This window comes from Shimia ponticola (genome assembly GCF_007995215.1).
GTDB classification, from domain to species: domain Bacteria; phylum Pseudomonadota; class Alphaproteobacteria; order Rhodobacterales; family Rhodobacteraceae; genus Shimia_B; species Shimia_B ponticola.
The window spans coordinates 1-18,775 of the sequence record NZ_VCDK01000006.1 but is presented as its reverse complement, the minus strand read 5'-3'; the positions used below and the strand labels follow the sequence as shown (position 1 = coordinate 18,775).

The following is an 18,775-nucleotide window of genomic DNA, read 5'->3' as shown; positions in this document are numbered from 1 at the left end:
TGGACGTTGAAGGGAAAGGAGCAAGCGCGAGGCGCTTACTCATCCTCCTCCGCGTCCAGCAGTTCCATGTTCAGGCCCAGACCCCGGACCTCTTTGACGAGAACGTTGAACGATTCCGGGACGCCGGCCTCGAAGTTGTCCTCACCTTTCACGATGCTTTCATAGACCTTGGTCCGGCCTGCGACGTCATCCGACTTCACGGTCAGCATTTCCTGCAGGGTGTAGGCGGCGCCGTAAGCTTCCAGAGCCCAGACCTCCATCTCACCGAAGCGCTGACCACCGAACTGCGCCTTACCGCCCAGCGGCTGCTGGGTGACGAGGCTGTATGGCCCAGTCGAACGCGCGTGGATTTTGTCGTCCACAAGGTGGTGCAGTTTCAGCAGGTACTTGATCCCCACGGTCACAGGACGCGCGAATTGCTCGCCCGTGCGGCCGTCGAACAGGATCGACTGACCCGACTCGCTGAAGCCCGCCTTGACCAGCTGGCTGTTCACGTCGGCCTCTTTCGCACCGTCAAAGACTGGCGTTGCGATTGGGACACCGTTTGTGACGTTGCCAGCCGCCTCGATCAGGCGATCTTCGTCCATGCCAGCGATGCCTTCGTCATAGACATCGTCGCCATAGGCGATTTTCATCGCATCACGAACAGGTGTCAGGTCGCCAGAACGGCGGTATTCCTGCAGAGCTTCGTCGATCTGGATACCCAGACCGCGCGATGCCCAACCCATGTGGGTTTCAAGGATCTGACCAACATTCATCCGCGATGGAACGCCCAGCGGGTTCAGAACGAAGTCAACCGGCGTGCCGTCTTGCAGGAATGGCATGTCTTCCATGGGAACGACTTTGGAGATAACCCCTTTGTTCCCGTGGCGACCGGCCATCTTATCGCCCGGCTGCAGCTTGCGCTTCACGGCGATGAAGACTTTGACCATCTTCATCACGCCCGGTGGCAGGTCGTCGCCGCGGCGGACTTTCTCGACCTTGTCTTCGAAACGTGCGTCCAGCGCGCGCTTCTGCGCCTCGTACTGCTCGTTCAGAGCTTCTACGATTTGCGCGTCGGCTTCTTCCTTCAGCGCCAGCTGCCACCAATGGCTGCGTGGCAGAGCCTCAAGCATGTCCGCCGAGATCGTGTCACCCGACTTGATGCCCTTTGGACCTTTGGCGACGGTCTTGCCTTCGATCATCGACCGCAGACGCGCGTAGATGTTGCGATCAAGGATCGCGAGTTCGTCGTCACGGTCACGGGCAAGGCGTTCGACCTCTTCCCGTTCAATCTGCAGGGCACGTTCGTCTTTTTCCACGCCGTGGCGGTTGAAGACGCGGACCTCAACAACCGTCCCGAAGTCACCCGGAGGCAGACGCAGGGATGTGTCGCGGACGTCGGAGGCTTTCTCACCAAAGATCGCGCGCAGAAGTTTCTCTTCTGGCGTCATCGGGCTTTCGCCCTTTGGTGTGATCTTACCAACGAGGATGTCCGCAGGACCAACCTCGGCGCCGATGTAAACGATGCCAGCCTCATCGAGGTTGCGCAGCGCTTCTTCACCGACGTTCGGGATGTCGCGGGTGATTTCCTCTGGCCCCAGCTTCGTGTCACGTGCGGCGACTTCGAATTCCTCGATATGGACCGAGGTAAAGACGTCATCACGCGTGATGCGTTCCGAGATCAGGATGGAGTCTTCGTAGTTGTAGCCATTCCACGGCATGAAGGCGACGACCACGTTCTTGCCCAGCGCCAGTTCACCGATATCGGTGGACGGACCATCGGCCAGAACTTCACCTTTGCCGACCGTGTCACCCACCTTCACCAGCGGACGCTGGTTGATGCAGGTGTTCTGGTTCGAACGCTGGAATTTACGCAGACGGTAGATGTCCACGCCCGGATCGCCTGGTTCCAGATCAGCCGTGGCGCGCACAACGATACGCTGGGCGTCGACCTGGTCGATAATGCCTGCGCGTTTCGCCATGATCGCCGCGCCGGAGTCGCGGGCCACAACTTCTTCAATGCCGGTACCGACCAGCGGTGCCTCGGCACGCAGAAGCGGAACCGCCTGACGTTGCATGTTCGAGCCCATCAGAGCGCGGTTGGCGTCGTCGTTTTCAAGGAACGGGATCAGCGATGCTGCGACCGAAACCAACTGTTTCGGCGACACGTCGATCAGGTCAACGGCCTCGGACTGGGCCAGCGTGTATTCACCGTTCTGACGGGTCGAGACCAGTTCGTTTACGAACTTGCCGTTCTCATCGAGGTTGGCGTTCGCCTGAGCCACGATGTGGCGCATTTCCTCGGTTGCGGACATGTACTTGACCTCATCGGTCACCTGCCCGCCTTCGACACGGCGATACGGTGTTTCGATAAAGCCGTACTTGTTCACACGAGCAAAGGTCGCCAGCGAGTTGATCAGACCGATGTTCGGGCCTTCCGGCGTTTCAATCGGGCACATCCGGCCATAGTGCGTGGCGTGAACGTCGCGCACCTCAAAGCCTGCACGTTCGCGGGTCAGACCACCGGGGCCAAGCGCCGAGAGGCGGCGTTTGTGGGTAACCTCGGAGAGCGGGTTGGTTTGGTCCATGAACTGCGACAGCTGCGACGAGCCGAAGAATTCACGAACGGCAGCCGCTGCTGGTTTCGCGTTGATCAGGTCCTGAGGCATGACGGTGTCGATTTCGACGGACGACATACGCTCCTTGATCGCGCGCTCCATGCGGAGCAGGCCAACGCGGTACTGGTTTTCCATCAGTTCGCCGACAGACCGGACACGGCGGTTGCCGAGGTGGTCGATGTCGTCGATGTCGCCGCGACCGTCGCGCAGGTCCACGAGGGCCTTGATGCAGGATACGATGTCTTCCTTGCGCAGGGTGCGCACGGTGTCTTCGGCATCCAGCGCCAGACGCATGTTCATCTTCACGCGGCCAACAGCCGACAGGTCGTAGCGCTCGCTGTCGAAGAACAGGCTGTCGAACAGTGTCGACGCCGCTTCGACGGTTGGCGGCTCACCCGGACGCATCACGCGGTAGATATCCATCAGCGCGGTGTCGCGGGACATGTTTTTGTCCTGCGCCAGCGTGTTGCGCATGTAGGCACCAACCGTGACGTTGTCGATGTCGAGCACTGGGATCGTCGTGATACCCGCGTCGATCAGCTCTTTCACCGTGCCGCCGATGACCTCACCGGTTTTCGCGTCCACTTCCCAAGTCAGCTCATCACCGGCTTCGACGTAGATCGCGCCGTTTTCTTCGTTGATGATGTCCTTGGCTGCGAACTTGCCGACGATGTTCTCGAACGGAACCATCAGTTCGGTGATTTCACCTTCGTCGATGATCTTTTTGACCGCGCGTGGCGTGACCTTCTTGCCCGCTTCAAAGATCACTTCACCGGACTTGGCATCCACGAGGTCATAGGTCGGACGGGTCCCACGGACACGTTCCGGGAAGAACTTGGTGACCCAGCCCTGACCCTTTTCGTAGGTGTAGTCGACGGTATCGTAATACGCGTCCATGATCGCTTCCTGATCCAGACCCAGAGCATAAAGCAGGGTTGTCACAGGCAGTTTGCGGCGGCGGTCGATACGCGCAAAGACAATGTCCTTTGCGTCGAATTCAAAGTCGAGCCACGAGCCGCGATATGGGATGATGCGGCAGGCAAAGAGCAGCTTGCCCGAGCTGTGCGTCTTGCCCTTGTCGTGATCAAAGAACACGCCCGGCGAGCGGTGCATCTGGGACACGATCACACGCTCGGTGCCGTTCACGATGAACGTCCCGTTCGGGGTCATCAAAGGCATGTCGCCCATGAAGACGTCCTGCTCTTTGATGTCCTTGACCGATTTCGCACCGGTGTCTTCGTCCACATCAAAGACGATCAGGCGAAGAGTGACCTTCAGCGGCGCTGAATAGGTCATGTCGCGCTGCATACACTCTTCGACATCGTATTTTGGTTTTTCCAGCTCGTACTTCACGAATTCCAGAACGGCGGTTTCGTTGAAGTCCTTGATCGGAAAGACCGACTGGAACACGCCCATGATGCCTTCGCCATCGGTGGGCTGATCAGCCTCGCCCGAGCGCAGGAACAGGTCGTAAGAAGATTTTTGCACCTCAATGAGGTTCGGCATCTCCAGCACTTCGCGGATCTTGCCGTAATATTTGCGCAGTCGTTTTTGTCCGAGGAACGATTGTGCCATGCGTAGTCGCACTCCATCTTTGCCTGTCGACACGCCGTCGGGGCACCGGCTGCCAACCATCAAAGACCGAAAAAGAAGGGTCTATACTTGCATAGCGGCCCAATGCCATGCGCCCGACCACGTCCTTTCCAAGGAAAAAGCCTGCGAAATCCACATTTTGGACCTAGAAGGCTGCTTGCTTTGAGAGGGCGTCTTAGGGGGAAATGTAGGTGAGTTCGGCTCCTTAACCTAAAAGACGCAAAACAGCGGGTTCGAATCGCTCGAACCCGCCGGAACCTGCGAGATAGTTGGAGAACCGTTAAATCGCAACCCCTGACGGCGGATTCCGTTCCAAGGTTGTTTCCAGAAATTGCCACAACTCGGCAATTCTGTCGAGTATTTTGACGGTCTCACTCGTCACGGGAGCCCGTGGCGGCGGGGCTTCGGAGCCGTTTGGGTTGCTATAATGCGCTTGCAGGCCGTCAAAAAGTGCCGCCGGTTCCCTGCACCCGATCAAGGCAGGCCAGCCAATTGTCACAAGCCAATTTTGCTATCAGCGCATCGTCATAGCCATGCTGAGCTATCGCATCGAACAGGCCCTGCACTCCTGTCACATCGCCAATCACGTCCGGTAGGATGCACCCATCAAAATCTGACCCCAAGCCCACATGGTCCTCTCCAAGCTGGTGGATCAGGTAATCCAACTGCCGCAGCATGACCTCCCATCCCAAGCCCGGATCAGACCGGCCATCTGAGTTGAGATAAAAGGTGGCAAAGTTCAGCCCCACCATGCCCTCACGTTCGCGGATCATGTTGAGTTGCCGATCCGTCAGATTTCGCGGCGAGGTACAAAGCGCGTGCGCGTTTGAATGCGTGGCAACCAAAGGCGCGTCCGTGACCGCCGCAACATCATTGAACCCTGCCTCGTTGAGGTGAGACAGATCAATCAGGATACCAAGCTCAGCGCATAGCCGGACAAGGTCCTTGCCTGCTTCGGTCAGCCCCGGACCGATATCGGGCGTCCCCGGGAACGACATTGGCACGCCATGGCCAAAGATCGTCGGACGGCTCCAGACAGGGCCAAGCGATCGAAGCCCCATTTCGTAAAACAGGTATAGCGCATCGAGGTCCGGACCGATGGCCTCAGCCCCCTCCATGTGCATCACACCTGCGATCAAATCTTGTGCCATCGCGCTGCGAATATCGTCGGCGGTTCGGCACACCCAAAAATCATCCGGGGCCGCACGCTCCATCCAATGCAAGAGCCCCGCCATGGTCAGCGCGGTGGGCTGCGCGGTGGCGTGGTCCATCAGCGGCGGCAATGGCATGTCATAAGGCGGGTTGACCATTAGCGCTGCAAAATCCGGTGGTGGTCCATCAGAGATCGGCGGCACAAAAATGGCAAACAGCCCTCCCGCAAAGCCCGCCTCTTTCATGCGGAGCAAATCAAGATGTCCGCTCTCTCCCCTTGTTAGCCAGGTATCCTCACGCGCGGCTGGTGATTTCATCAGACGCAAAAGGAAATCGTTGTGGCCGTCAAAGAAGGGAATGGTCATGGTCCGTGGCCTCTTGCAGCATGACCAGCGATCCGAGCGTCAACGTCGCGCAGCAACGCGGCACATTCAGCATCCTCGATCCCCAGCGCTGCGAATTGCGATACGATATTGGCGAGGTAATCCCGGCTGGTGCCCAGAAACCCCTGCCCTTGCGCGATCCATTCAATCTGTTGCTCCCTCGACAAGTCCGGCATGATTTCATCAACCGAATGATCTGCCACAAAGGTCAGGGCAGGCACCGTTTCTGGATTGATCTGAGCATCCACGAAGACCGCATGATAGCCCGGCGCAATCATTTCGCGACGAAACAGGTTCTCGGTCTCAGCCTCGACGCGGTCCTGCGCAATCCTGAAGGCCAATCCTTCGCACCGATGCCCGATATCCAGTGAGGCCATCAAACCCGGTGCCTGCCGCGTGCCGCGCGCGCCGCGCCAATCCTGCAGAATCATGCGGCGCTGGAACCCCTTGACCATGGCATGGCGGACTTCGGCAAAGTGGAACGCCGGGTCCCACATCAATGACCCGTAGGCAAAGACCCAAAGGTCGCCGTCATGCTCGGCCAAGGCGTCGCGGCGCAGCGCCTCTCGCACCGGGTCGGGATATGGCCAGCTCCTGTGTTCTTCCATCTGCGGAAAATCGCGAAACAGCCGTTCTGCCGTGAAATCGCGAAAGAACGATTGCTCAGGCGGTTTGATGAGTCCGCGCAGTTCCGGGCAGTGGGCGTAAGGGTCGTTTTCCGTCACATCAGCCTTTCTTTCCTGTCAGCGCACAACTCATCGACCCTGAACGGGCGATGCAGCGCGGTCCAGAAAAATCGCATCTCTTCTCACTCTCCTATCACCACGGTGACAGGAGGGGTGTGGTGAATGGGGATCAGCAACATGAAAGGATAGATCACATGCAACGCTCTCCCGTGAACCCTTGGCCTTGGTCGCTGAACGTCGGCTACAATCAGGCCGAGGTCATTTCAGATGTCAGCCGGCAGGTCATCTGCGCCGGTCAGACCTCGGTCGATGAAAACGGCGCCCCGCAGCATGCCGGTGACATGCGCGCTCAGATTGCATTGGCTTTGGACAATCTCGAAGCTGTGCTGGCAGGTGCGGATATGGATCTGAGCAACGTCATCAACCTGAGGGTCTACGCGACCGATGTCGATGCGGCGCTGGCCAATTTCGATCTGATGGGGATGCGGTTCGGGCCGCATCAGGTCGCCCCGCCAATGACCCTCTTGGGCGTCAACCGCTTTGCCCTGCCGGACCTGATGTTCGAGATCGAAGCCGTGGCAGCCGCGTAACGCCGTGTTAGAGGTAGATCATGCGACGTGCTGAACGGCTCTTTCGATTGGTCAATGAATTGCGGACGCGCGACATATCCCGCGCGTCCGATCTGGCCGATGCGTTTGAGGTCAGCATCAGCACGATCTACCGCGACATCGCGCATCTGCAGGCTTCAGGCCTGCCGATCGACGGAGAAGCCGGGATTGGGTACATGCTTCGCCCCGGCTTCGACATGCCCAACACGACCTTCACCAACGATCAGTTGGATGCACTGGCGATTGGGCTGTCTTTCGTGGAACGGACCGGCGACCCGGCCTTGGCCAGCGCGGCGCGGGAGGTGCGGGCCAAACTGCAAGCGGCGCTGCCCGACCCAGAGGAACGGCGTCTGGCGGATGCGCCATTCTTCAATATTCACCGCGTGCGGGACGACGCCGATAACCTTGCGCTGGTCCGGCAGGCGATCCGCGACCGCCGTGTTCTACAGTTTGGCTATACCAACGCACGGGGCATCGCCGCCGAACGCCGCGTGCGTCCCCTGCTGGTTTGGACCATGGCAGATGGCTGGATGTTTTCCGGCTGGTGCGAGCTGCGTCAGGACTTCCGTACGTTCCGGCAGGACAGGATCAGCGCGCTGGAGGTGACGGAAGACCGCTTCGAAGACGACCCAAGTCGCAGCGTCAGCGCGTTTATGGCAGCCGAAGATCGATAAATGCTCTTGCCGAAAAGATCGGATTAACCGCGCGGGTCGAGCAATTTGCGCAACAAACCAGCGCGCGTGACCTGCCCCACCACTTTACCATCATCAATCACGCCACACAGGTCGTCATCTGCGCCTAATAATCCGATCACATCCTCAACAGGTGCGCTTGCGGGCACTGTCGGGCCGCTGGCCGTACCCGGCTCCATCACGTCGGCGGCTGTTAAAACCCCAAGCGGGTTCATGTTGGCGACAAAATCAGCAACGTAGTCATTGGCAGGAGCCGAGAAGATTTCTTTGGGCGTTCCACACTGGACAATCCGCCCGCCCTCCATGATGGCGATGCGGTTGCCGATTTTGAATGCCTCATCCAGATCGTGACTGACAAAGATGATCGTCCGCTTCAAGCGTGCCTGCAGTTCAAGCAACTCATCCTGCAACCGATTCCGGATCAGTGGATCAAGCGCAGAAAACGGTTCATCCATCAGAAGGATCGGCGCATCAGTTGCAAAGGCGCGGGCCAGCCCAACACGCTGCTGCATGCCACCCGACAACTCACCCACCTTGCGGTCGGCCCAGTCGGACAAACCGACCAGCGACAGTTGCTCTTCTATCTTGGCGTTGCGGTCCTTGCGGCTTTGCCCGGCAAGCTCCAACCCCAGCCCAACATTTTCGCGCACACTGCGCCAAGGCAGCAGGCCGAATTGCTGAAACACCATCGCCACGCATTCACGGCGCACGCGGCGCAGATCCTGTTTCGAGGCCTTCGTCACATCGCAGGACCAATCGCCGCTGCGCACCGTCACATTGCCCCGGACAGTCGAGTTCAGACCATTCACGGCCCGCAACAGTGTCGATTTCCCCGATCCGGAAAGGCCCATGAGCACAAGGATCTCGCCTTCATCCACATCAATCGAACAGTTATGGACGCCGAGCACTTGGTCGGTGGCCGCCTGAATCTCGGCGCGGTCCTGCCCCTCATCCATCAGCGGCAGCGCTTTGGCGGGGTTTGCACCAAATACGATCGACACGTTATCGATACTGACCGCCGTCATTTGTCGCGCGCCCCAAGGTTCAGCATCCGGTCAAGGATGATTGCGACAACGACGATGACAATGCCGGATTCAAAGCCCAACGAGGTGTTCACCTGATTGAGTGCCCGCACCACCGGGACGCCAAGCCCATCTGCCCCGACCAGCGCTGCAATCACCACCATCGACAGCGACAGCATGATAGTCTGGTTCAGCCCCGCCATGATCTGAGGAAACGCATAGCGCAACTCGACCTTATAGAGCGTCTGCCAGTTGGTGGCGCCAAAGGCGCGCGCGGCTTCGATCAACGACTGCGGTGTGGATGACACGCCTAGATAGGTCAACCGGATCGGCGCGGGCAGCACGAAGATCACGGTCGCAATCAGGCCGGGCACCATTCCAATGCCAAAGAACACAATCGCCGGGATCAGATAAACAAATGTCGGCAGCGTCTGCATGAGGTCGAGCACAGGCCGCATCGCCGCGTAGAGCCGTGGTCGATGCGCGGCAAGGATACCGATAGGCACGCCAATCCCCATGCAAACCACACAGGCTGACAGGATCAGGGTCAGGCTTTCTGTCGTCTCCTCCCAGTAGTCTTGGTTCAGGATGAACAGAAATCCCAGCGCCACGAAAACGCAGATCTTCCAGTTCCGCTGAAGCACCCATGTCAGGGCGACGAAGGCGGCAACGACGATCAGCGGGTTTGGCGTTTGCAGCACCCACAGGATGGCGTCGATCATCGCCTCCATCCCATCAGAGATTGCGTCCAGCAACGGGTCCGCGTTGTCGCGCACCCAGTCAAACCCGGCTTCGGCCCAATCACCAACCGGTATCTTGTACTCTGTCAGCCACTCCACGATGTGGGGCTCCTTTGTCGGTGCGGGTCGTTGCGCTGCGCATGGAAAAAGGCGGGCTGTGACGCCCGCCTTTCAGGTCTTGCTTAGCCTTCCAAGGCAGCCTTCACGGCTTCCATCGCGTCGCCACCGTCAAAGGTGGTGACACCATTCAGCCAACCGTCCAGCACGCCCATGTTGGCCTGCAGCCATGCGGTCGCGGCATCCTCTGGGTCCTCACCATCGTTCAGGATTGCGCCCATGATTTCGTTCTCCATGGCAAGCGAGAACTCGAGGTTGTTGAGGAACGCAGCCATATTGGCGCATTCGGTCGTGTAGCCTGCGCGCGTGTTCGTAAACACCGTGGCACCACCAAGGTTCGGACCAAAGAAATCATCGCCGCCCGTCAGGTAGGTCAGATCAAAATTCGCGTTCATCGGGTGCGGTTCCCACGCAAGAAACACAATGGGTTCGTCATCGCCCGTCAGACGATCAACCTGCGCCAGCATCCCCTGTTCAGAGCTTTCGCGGATATCAAAATCCGCTGCACCCAGACCAAATGCGTCCCCTTCGATCATGTCCATGATCAGGCGGTTGCCGTCATTGCCAGGCTCGATTCCATAGATCGTCTGGTCCAGCGCATCTGCATTCGCAGCGATATCAGCAAAGTCGGCGATGCCCAGCGCGGCACCGGCCGCATTGGTCGCCAGCGTATATTTCGCGCCTTCTAGGTTCGCACGAACCGTGTCGACAGTACCGGCCTCGCGATAGGCGGCGATGTCGCCTTCCATCGTAGGCATCCAGTTGCCGAGGAAGACATCGACATCCCCTTCGGCCATCGCCGTGTAGGTTACCGGCACCGAAAGCACCCGAACCTCGGTGTCATAACCCAGCGCGTTCAGCACGACCGAGGTCGCAGCCGTCGTCGCGGTGATGTCGGTCCAGCCAACATCCGAGAAGGTCACAGTCTGACATGCGCCATGGCCCCCTGCATGGGCCGCGCCTGCGGCCATGATGGCCAATGCGGAAAGGCTCCCCTTGAGCGTCATGTCGAAATCTCCTAGCTGTTTCGTTTGTTGATTGACGAGTCAATTAATGCCCGTCTACCGTCTGTATGCAACCGTTAACATGCCCGAGGCCGCCAATGCGAGTTGAAGCCACCCGCCGCGATCAATTGGTCCGCGCCGCGATAGAAGAGATCGGCAATGCCGGTAGCGCCTCTGTCACGGTCAGCCAGATTGCAAAGCGTGCAGGCGTCTCATCGGCGCTGGCCTTTCATTATTTTGGCGATAAGGAGCAGCTTTTTCTGGGGGCGATGCGCCACATCCTGCGCGAATACCAGAAAGAGGTGCGGCGTTTGCTGTCCAGCGCAGCCACGCCAGCGGAACGCCTGCATGCCGTGATCAGAGCAAGCTTTGCCCCCAGCAACTTTGAAAACCGCGTGGTGAGCGCATGGTTGGTTTTCTACGTGACCGCGCAGCAAAGCGCTGACGCGGCCAACCTCTTGCGCGTCTACCGCCGTCGCCTGCGATCCACCCTGATGCACGATCTGCGCCAACTGAATGTGAGCGATCCATTTGTCGTGGCCGAAAGCATCGGCGCCATGATCGACGGCCTGTACATCCGACAGGCTCTTTCAGCGCAGGACGCTGTGGCCGCCACGGCCCTTGTCGAACGATATCTTGATCAGGCGATTGCCGCCCCGAACCAACACTGAGATCCGATCATGCCCTACCCTACCCAGCCTGAAGCGTCGCATTTCATAGGCGGTCAGTATGTTGAAGACACCGCCGGGGATCCGATCGACGTTGTCTATCCTGCCACTGGCGAGGTGATTGCCAAATTGCATGCCGCGACGCCTGCAATCATCGAACAGGCGCTCGCGGCCGCTGACGCAGCCCGCGCGGAATGGGCCGCGATGAGCGGTACAGAGCGGGGGCGCATCCTGCGCCGTGCGGCGGACATCATGCGTGAGCGCAACCATGACCTCTCGGTTCTGGAAACCTATGACACCGGCAAGCCCCTATCAGAGACACTAGTGGCTGATGCAACTTCTGCTGCCGATGCTCTGGAGTATTTCGGGGGACTGGCCGGAAGCCTGACCGGAGAACATGTCCAACTCCCGGGTGGCGACTTTGCCTATACGATCAGGGAACCTCTGGGTGTCTGCGTGGGCATCGGGGCGTGGAACTATCCAACGCAGATCGCCGCGTGGAAAGGTGCGCCAGCGCTGTGTTGTGGCAACACGATGGTGTTCAAACCGTCCGAGACAACGCCGCTCTCGGCCCTCAAGGTCGCCGAGATCCTGACTGAGGCAGGCGCACCTGCGGGTGTCTATAACGTCATTCAGGGATACGGCCCCGTCGGCACGGCCCTGATCGAGGACCCTCGTGTCGCCAAGGTGTCTCTGACCGGGTCCGTTCCTACCGGACGCAAGGTTTATGCCGCCGCTGCGGCAGGCATGAAGCACGCGACGATGGAACTGGGCGGAAAATCCCCGCTGGTGATTTTTGATGATGCCGACCTTGAGATTGCGTGTGCCGCAGCCATCCTTGGCAACTATTACTCAACGGGTCAGGTGTGTTCGAACGGCACGCGTGTCTTTGTGCAAGAAGGGCTGGTCGACGCCTTTTGCGCCCGTATGGTTGAACGGATGCAGGATGCGGTGATTGGAGACCCGCTGGACGAGACAACAACCATCGGGCCGATGGTGTCCGAGGCGCAATTGAACATCGTGAAACGCTATATCGAAACAGGCGTGTCCGAGGGGGCCGAGCTGGTCACCGGCGGGACTGCTTTGGACAAAGACGGCTATTGGATCACCCCTGCCCTGTTCCGCAATGTGACCGATGACATGACCATCGCGCGCGAAGAAATCTTTGGCCCGGTTCTGTCCGTCCTCAGCTTCAAGACCGAGGAAGAGGCGCTGGCGCGTGCCAATGACACCGAATTCGGGCTGGCCGCTGGCGTGATCACCCGCGACCTGAGCCGCGCACACCGCATGGTTTCGGGGTTCGAGGCCGGGACTTGCTACATCAACGCCTACAACCTCGCGCCAGTCGAAGTCCCCTTTGGCGGCAGCAAACAATCCGGGGTTGGCCGCGAAAACTCCAAAGCCGCGATTGAGCATTATTCTCAGTTGAAGTCTGTCTACGTGGGCATGGCCCCGGCGGAAGCGCCGTTCTGATGCAGGCTGATTACGTCATTGTCGGCGCTGGCAGCGCCGGGTGCGCGATTGCCTATCGTCTGGCCGAGGCCGGGCGGTCGGTGATCGTCGTCGAATACGGCGGGTCCGATTGGGGGCCATTCATCAACATGCCGGGTGCGCTGAGTTACCCCATGAACATGAAGCGCTACGACTGGGGTTATCAGTCCGAACCGGAACCGCATCTGGGGGGGCGCAGGCTCGTCGTGCCGCGTGGCAAGGTCATCGGGGGATCATCCTCGATCAACGGCATGATCTATGTGCGCGGCCATGCGGGCGACTACGACCACTGGGCCGATAGCGGTGCATCTGGATGGGCCTATTCCGACGTCTTGCCATACTTCAAACGGATGGAGCATTGGGACGATGGCGGCCATGGCGGTGACCCGTCATGGCGCGGCACCGATGGGCCACTGCACGTGACGCGCGGTCCACGTGAAAACCCGCTGACCCACGCCTTTGTCGAGGCGGGCCGTCAGGCGGGATACCCCGTCACGCCGGATTACAACGGTCAACAACAAGAAGGGTTCAGCCCCTTCGACATGACCGTCAAGGATGGCGAACGCTGGTCCGCCGCCAAAGCCTATCTGAAACCCGCCATGTCCACGGGACGTGTGACGGTGGTCCGCGCCAAGGCACGGCGGGTTGTCATTGAAGACGGGCGCGCAACCGGAGTTGAGATCAGCCGAGGCGGCAAAGTTGAGGTGCTGACAGCAGCCGCAGAGGTCATCCTGTCTGCCTCCGCCATCAACTCACCCCAACTTTTGATGTTGTCCGGTATCGGCCCCGCCGCGCACCTTTCTAAGCACGGCATCGACGTTGTCGCAGACCGTCCCGGTGTGGGTCAGAACCTACAAGACCATCTTGAAGTCTACGTTCAGCAGGCCGCCAGCCAACCTGTGAGTCTGTTCAAATACTGGAACCTTCTGGGCAAGGCCTATGTCGGCGCGCGCTGGTTATTCACCCGTACCGGTCCCGGCGCGTCGAACCAGTTCGAAAGCTGCGGGTTCATCCGCAGCCGTGCGGGCGTCGATTACCCGGATATCCAGTTCCACTTCCTGCCCATTGCGGTTCGCTATGACGGGCAGGTCGCCGCCGAAGGGCACGGCTATCAGGCACATGTCGGACCAATGCGGTCGCCATCCCGTGGATCGGTTACATTGAACAGCGCCGATCCAAACACCGCACCCAGCATCCTGTTCAACTACATGTCGACAGAACAGGATTGGATCGATTTCCGTAAATGCATCCGCCTGACGCGCGAGATTTTCGCCCAAGAGGCATTCGCCCCTTATCGCAGCCACGAGATTCAACCCGGTGATGATGCACAGTCTGATGACGCCATAGACGCCTTTATCCGAGACCACGCCGAATCCGCTTACCATCCCTGCGGCACATGCAAGATGGGCAGCAAGGACGACCCAATGGCCGTTGTGGATCCTGAAACAAGGGTCATCGGCGTGGACCGCCTGCGCGTCGCGGACAGTTCGATCTTTCCGCGCATCACCAATGGCAACCTGAACGGACCGTCGATCATGACCGGCGAAAAGGCCGCCGATCATATTCTGGGACGCGCACCTTTGCCGCCCTCGAACGCCCAGCCATGGTGGCACCCAGAGTGGCAAACCGCGCAGCGCTAGACTAAAGATCTGCCCGAGGTCACGAGGGTTCGGTTCATGTCAGTTTTCCTGTTTTGCCACGGCGTTCCGGGCAGCCCGGCCGATGCTGACCTGTTGACGATGGCTAACCCGAATGCCCGGATTGTGCCGCTGGACCTGTTCAAGCTGGGTCCCTATTTCAACGCATCGGACATTCGCAAAGCTCTCGCAGTCGAAGGCAATTCTGACGGACCAATCCACGTTGTCGGTTTTTCCATCGGTGCGATGGCGGCGCTCAGGATCGCGGCGGTTTGCCCGGACCTCGTGTCACGTCTCACGCTGATATCACCGGCTGCACCGCTGCAATTGGGGGAGTTTCTACCGCATATGGCCGGCAAGCCGGTGTTCGAGATGGCCTTGCGCCGACCGTGGTTGCTGGGGCTGGTCGCGCGAGCGCAAGGCCTGATGACGCGCATTGCGCCGAAAACACTGATGGACCTGCTCTTTGCCCGATGCGGGGACGCCGAGCAGGCTTTGCTGGCTGACCCAGACTTTCAGACGGTGCTCAAAACGGGCTTGCACAACAGCCTTGTCCGACACCGGCGCACCTATCAGGCATTTGTGACCGCCTATGTGCAGGACTGGTCCAACCTGATCGCGCGCATAAACTGTCCGGTGAACCTGTGGCACGGGACAAAGGATACCTGGTCGCCACCAGCCATGTCAGATGCGCTTGCCACCGCCTTTGGCGAGCGCGCGACACTCACACGCGTGCACGACGCAGAGCATTATTCAACACTGACGCACGTCTTGCTGGACGGATAAACGAGCAAACAGGACCTTTAGCGATCCCCATCCCCGCCGGATATCACGAAACACTCGTCACGCCGAAAACCTCGCGCTGCGTCGAGGCGCATTGGAGCTATACGGCCACAACGACAGGACGCAGCCTTGTTCTGCCCGACGGGCGCTGCGACTTGATCTTGCGAGGGTCGCAGGGAAACCCAGTACCTGTGGTTACCGGTCCGGCAACGCGACCCTATTGGGTGACATTTCAACCCGGCGACACGTGGGTGGGTGTCCGGCTCAGACCCGAATATGGCGTCACCGTGTGGCGGGACCGTTTGAACACAGCACAAGACACCGTTTTGAGAGGAAAGGCCGCCGTTGATCTGATCCCCGGGTTGGGCGCCACGACGGGGATCGGCACACTGACTGATTTGCTTGCTACGCTGACAAAAAACACAGCCGACTCACGTCTGCCCGGCCTCATCGACGCCATCCATGCCTCGGGCGGACGGATCAGGATCGAAAGGCTCGCCACTTTTGCCGGTTGGTCAACACGCCACCTGAACCGGGTGTTTCGCGACCACCTCGGCCTTTCTGTCAAAACCTACGCTCAGTTGGTTCAGTTTCACCGCACACTCAAGCTGATCCGCGTGGGCAGACTGCCCCTCACTGCAGCAGCCTACGAAGGGGGCTATTCTGATCAGGCCCACCTTGCGCGCGCCTTTCGGCGTTTTGGAGGCTTTGCGCCTTCAGCAATTCCGCAGGAACTCTCCATACCGACGCTCTTTCCGGCCTGATGTCCGAATTATTCAAGCCACGCCGGTCAAGCGCGTTTAGTTTGGCCGCATGAAACTCGGATACACCATCATCTACGTCACCGACGTGCCGGACGCGGTCGCGTTTTATGAAACTGCATTTGGCCTGAGCCGCCGCTTCATCCACGAAAGCAATCTCTACGGAGAGCTGGACACCGGTGACACCGTGCTGGCCTTTGCAGGCCTTGAAGCCGCGGAAATGAACGGCCTCTCCATCGTTCCTAACGACCCAAAGGGGCCTGCCGCCGGGTGGGAGGTGTGTTTTGTCACAGACGATGTGGCCACGGCCTACGACCGAGCAATCGCCGCAGGTTGCATGCCTGTCAGCCCGCCAGATGACAAACCGTGGGGGCAAACCGTGTCCTATGTCCGCGACCTGAACGGCTGTCTGGTTGAGATTGCGTCACCAATCAGGCCACCTAACGAAGATGCGTGACCCAAGCATTGATGCGATCCGTTCAGCTTTGCTTGAGTTGGTCGCCGAGACCCTGCCCGACGCTAGCCTACGCGAGATGTATGGCGGGATGGTGATCGAACTGGAGCAGGGAAACCCCAAAAGCCGTATCGGCGGCGTGTTTGCCTATGAGGCGCATGTCTCGCTTGAATTCACCTATGGTGCGCAGTTGCCGGACGCAAACGGGGTTCTTCAAGGTGGCGGCAAGGCGCGCAGGCATATCAAGCTGACCGCCTTGGACGACATAAGAGCCAAGGATTGTGCGGGGTTTCTGCAGTCTGCCGCCGCATTGTGAGCGGTGCGTGAAATCACGCACGGGCCGCCGCCCAATAAAAAAACCCGCCCCTGTTTCCAGGAGCGGGCCATCAAATCCCCGAATGGGGACGTGATTACTTGAGCTCGACTTCGGCGCCAGCTGCTTCCAGCTTGGCTTTGATGTCTTCTGCTTCTGCTTTGTCTGCGCCTTCTTTGACGGCTTTGCCGCCGGCTTCGACCAGCTCTTTTGCTTCTTTGAGGCCCAGGCCGGTGATGCCGCGGACTTCTTTGATGACGTTGATTTTCGATGCGCCGGCGGAAACCAGAACGACGTCGAATTCAGTCTTTTCTTCCTCAGCTGCACCGCCGGCGTCGCCAGCTGGGCCCGCCATCATGACTGCGCCACCGGCTGCAGGCTCGATGCCGTATTCGTCTTTGAGGATGGTTTTCAGTTCTTGTGCTTCCAGCAGGGTCAGACCGACGATGCTTTCCGCGAGTGCTTTGAGATCAGCCATTGTTCTCTCTTTCAATTAAGATGTGTGTTCCAGCGTCAGGATCAGGCCGCTTCGGCCTTTTCCTCGATCGTCGACAGGATGCTTGCGATGTTCGAAGCAGGTGCGCCAATGGCGCCCGCGATACCCGATGCAGGTGCGCCGATCATGCCCGCGATGGTAGCAATGAGCTCCTCGCGCGATGGCATTTCAGCGACAGCATCGACCCCGGCGGGATCCAGTGCCGTGTCGCCCATTGCGCCACCCAAGACTTCCAATTTCTTGTTGTCTTTGGTGAACGCCTTGACCGCCTTGGCTGCTGCCACGGGGTCTTCGGAATAGGCGAGAACGGTCATGCCCGTCAGGTGGTCGGCCATGCTTTCGCATGGTTTCCCCTGAAGGGCGATTTTGGCGAGCCTGTTTTTGGCAACGCGCACGGACCCGCCCGCTTCGCGCAAACGCGCGCGCAGGTCCTGCATTTCTGCGACGGTCATGCCTTCGTATTTCGATACGACGACAACACCAGAGCTTTCGAAGATTTGGCCGAGTTCCTCGACCACTTTCTCTTTCTGGGCTCTATCCACAGTGTTACTCCAAGTTTGGAAGGGTTGCCCCCTCCGGCTCAATTTCAGCCCCCTCTTGCGAGGTGACCACAGAGTCCGAACGGGCAACGCTCAATCCGCTCCTTGGAGGAGCCTCAGGAGAATTGGTCTTTCCCGTCTCAGGCAGGAATTATTGGATTGCTCCAACCCACCGTCTCGGACGAATGCCGCACGAAATCCTCCGCACGACAGGCGCTGCGTATGCACGCGAGCTGCATCATCGTCAATATCAAATCCACAGAGGCGGCGGCGCTGGCAAACGGATAGCCGGAAAAGTTGGCAATGGGAGCCCGGAGAGACGTCTTATCAGTCCTCTGTTGCCGCAGATACCGCTGCACGTTTGCAGAATAGCGAGCCAGAACACCCGAATTTAGGGGCCAATCGACCGGGACAAGACCTCTGTTTCAAGCCATCAAACAGGAAAACACCGCCAATCGCGCAAAAAACTTTTTCGTTTAAACAACGATTTTGCAGATTTTTCAGGGGCGGTGTGAGCGGTTTGAAACAATTGCACCCGCGGCTGAAAACTTGCAAATCACGCCAAAAATCCCGGTTTCTGCCCCTAATGCACAGGCAACGGACACTGATCGCACATTTCGGCACACAATGGTGTGCTGAAACGAATTCAAGGGAATGGTTCCGTCAATTGGCGCACATTTTTATGTGAATGGGCTGTGCCTTCACAACTCGGGATGCGGCTCCCAACTCTTCATCATCGGACGGCGGCACCGACCACCGCCACAGTGTTCCGAAAGAAACTCAACCCGCCCCACCGACCAAATCCGGGGTACATGACTAAAGGAAAGAACCCATGTTCAAGCATTTCGCAATCGCCGCTACCGCCATCGCTCTGACCGCAGGCGCAGCATCCGCCAACAACTCGCTGGGCATCCTGGAAGACATCGATGACCGCGCCTCGTTCGTGAACATCGACCAGGTCCGCACCACCGGTGAAGGCTTTGTCCAGATCGAAAGCCTGAGCGGTGACGTGCTGGGTATGGCATCCGTCAACGCT

At 59.1% G+C, this 18,775-nt stretch carries 18 protein-coding genes; 10 read left to right on the top strand and 8 right to left on the bottom strand.

All coding sequences use genetic code 11. The annotated features are described in order from the left end of the window. Window positions 1-35: 35 nt before the first annotated feature. The 3 genes from rpoB to FE702_RS13525 form a co-directional block, all read right to left on the bottom strand. On the bottom strand, window positions 36-4,175 hold the full coding sequence (gene rpoB / locus FE702_RS13535; RefSeq protein WP_147126863.1) for a DNA-directed RNA polymerase subunit beta: 4,140 nt from the start codon (window positions 4,173-4,175) through the stop codon (window positions 36-38). Between the two features lie 461 nt (window positions 4,176-4,636). Then, a complete protein-coding gene (locus tag FE702_RS13530) occupies window positions 4,637-5,710 on the bottom strand; it encodes a dipeptidase (protein ID WP_147126862.1) in 1,074 nt (357 codons plus the stop codon). After that, window positions 5,707-6,453, bottom strand: a complete 747-nt coding sequence (locus FE702_RS13525) for a gamma-glutamylcyclotransferase (RefSeq protein ID WP_147126861.1) — start codon at window positions 6,451-6,453, stop codon at window positions 5,707-5,709. The genes FE702_RS13530 and FE702_RS13525 overlap by 4 nt, the downstream gene beginning before the upstream one ends. A 155-nt stretch (window positions 6,454-6,608) precedes the next feature. On the opposite strand from FE702_RS13525, the gene FE702_RS13520 reads away from it, so the two are divergent. Together FE702_RS13520 and FE702_RS13515 are read left to right on the top strand one after the other, a co-directional pair. Further along, window positions 6,609-7,004 carry a RidA family protein gene (locus tag FE702_RS13520; RefSeq protein ID WP_147126860.1) on the top strand — a complete coding sequence of 132 codons (396 nt, stop codon included), beginning with the start codon at window positions 6,609-6,611 and terminating at the stop codon, window positions 7,002-7,004. Between the two features lie 20 nt (window positions 7,005-7,024). Next, entirely contained in the window at window positions 7,025-7,696 is a 672-nt protein-coding gene (locus tag FE702_RS13515; RefSeq protein ID WP_147126859.1) for a helix-turn-helix transcriptional regulator, read from the top strand. A gap of 23 nt (window positions 7,697-7,719) precedes the next feature. Here the strand turns inward: FE702_RS13515 and choV are convergent, their stop codons facing one another. The 3 genes from choV to choX all read right to left on the bottom strand — a co-directional run bounded on the left by choV (window position 7,720) and on the right by choX (window position 10,600). Beyond that, complete coding sequence (gene choV, locus FE702_RS13510; RefSeq protein ID WP_147126858.1) at window positions 7,720-8,739, bottom strand: choline ABC transporter ATP-binding protein; 1,020 nt, start codon at window positions 8,737-8,739, stop codon at window positions 7,720-7,722. Then, window positions 8,736-9,575, bottom strand: coding sequence for a choline ABC transporter permease subunit (gene choW / locus FE702_RS13505; RefSeq protein ID WP_147126857.1), 840 nt, complete (start codon window positions 9,573-9,575; stop codon window positions 8,736-8,738). The genes choV and choW overlap by 4 nt, the downstream gene beginning before the upstream one ends. A gap of 83 nt (window positions 9,576-9,658) precedes the next feature. Further along, window positions 9,659-10,600, bottom strand: a complete 942-nt coding sequence (choX, locus tag FE702_RS13500) for a choline ABC transporter substrate-binding protein (protein WP_147126856.1) — start codon at window positions 10,598-10,600, stop codon at window positions 9,659-9,661. A 95-nt stretch (window positions 10,601-10,695) separates the two neighbouring features. On the opposite strand from choX, the gene betI reads away from it, so the two are divergent. From betI to FE702_RS13465, 7 genes are all read left to right on the top strand, one after another. After that, window positions 10,696-11,268 (top strand): choline-binding transcriptional repressor BetI, encoded by a 573-nt coding sequence (gene betI, locus FE702_RS13495; RefSeq protein WP_147126855.1) that lies wholly within the window; start codon window positions 10,696-10,698, stop codon window positions 11,266-11,268. Window positions 11,269-11,277: 9 nt separating this feature from the next. Continuing rightward, a complete protein-coding gene (gene betB, locus FE702_RS13490) occupies window positions 11,278-12,738 on the top strand; it encodes a betaine-aldehyde dehydrogenase (protein WP_147126854.1) in 1,461 nt (486 codons plus the stop codon). Next, window positions 12,738-14,396 carry a choline dehydrogenase gene (gene betA, locus FE702_RS13485; protein ID WP_147126853.1) on the top strand — a complete coding sequence of 553 codons (1,659 nt, stop codon included), beginning with the start codon at window positions 12,738-12,740 and terminating at the stop codon, window positions 14,394-14,396. The genes betB and betA overlap by 1 nt, the downstream gene beginning before the upstream one ends. A 36-nt stretch (window positions 14,397-14,432) precedes the next feature. Continuing rightward, entirely contained in the window at window positions 14,433-15,179 is a 747-nt protein-coding gene (locus FE702_RS13480) for an alpha/beta fold hydrolase (RefSeq protein WP_147126852.1), read from the top strand. Between the two features lie 221 nt (window positions 15,180-15,400). Further along, window positions 15,401-15,940, top strand: a complete 540-nt coding sequence (locus FE702_RS18635) for a helix-turn-helix transcriptional regulator (protein WP_186827093.1) — start codon at window positions 15,401-15,403, stop codon at window positions 15,938-15,940. A gap of 49 nt (window positions 15,941-15,989) precedes the next feature. Beyond that, window positions 15,990-16,394 (top strand): VOC family protein, encoded by a 405-nt coding sequence (locus FE702_RS13470; protein ID WP_147126850.1) that lies wholly within the window; start codon window positions 15,990-15,992, stop codon window positions 16,392-16,394. After that, window positions 16,387-16,707 carry a DUF1801 domain-containing protein gene (locus tag FE702_RS13465; protein ID WP_147126849.1) on the top strand — a complete coding sequence of 107 codons (321 nt, stop codon included), beginning with the start codon at window positions 16,387-16,389 and terminating at the stop codon, window positions 16,705-16,707. The genes FE702_RS13470 and FE702_RS13465 overlap by 8 nt, the downstream gene beginning before the upstream one ends. Before the next feature lie 94 nt (window positions 16,708-16,801). On the opposite strand, the gene rplL is transcribed toward FE702_RS13465, so the two are convergent. Both rplL and rplJ read right to left on the bottom strand, forming a co-directional pair. Beyond that, complete coding sequence (gene rplL, locus FE702_RS13460; protein WP_147126848.1) at window positions 16,802-17,182, bottom strand: 50S ribosomal protein L7/L12; 381 nt, start codon at window positions 17,180-17,182, stop codon at window positions 16,802-16,804. A 41-nt stretch (window positions 17,183-17,223) separates the two neighbouring features. Next, the gene (gene rplJ, locus FE702_RS13455; RefSeq protein ID WP_147126847.1) at window positions 17,224-17,742 is read right to left on the bottom strand and encodes a 50S ribosomal protein L10; all 519 of its coding nucleotides are present in this window, start codon (window positions 17,740-17,742) and stop codon (window positions 17,224-17,226) included. Window positions 17,743-18,571: 829 nt separating this feature from the next. Here rplJ and FE702_RS13450 point away from each other — a divergent pair. Beyond that, a partial coding sequence (locus tag FE702_RS13450; protein WP_147124864.1) for a hypothetical protein occupies window positions 18,572-18,775 on the top strand: 204 nt, incomplete at its 3' end.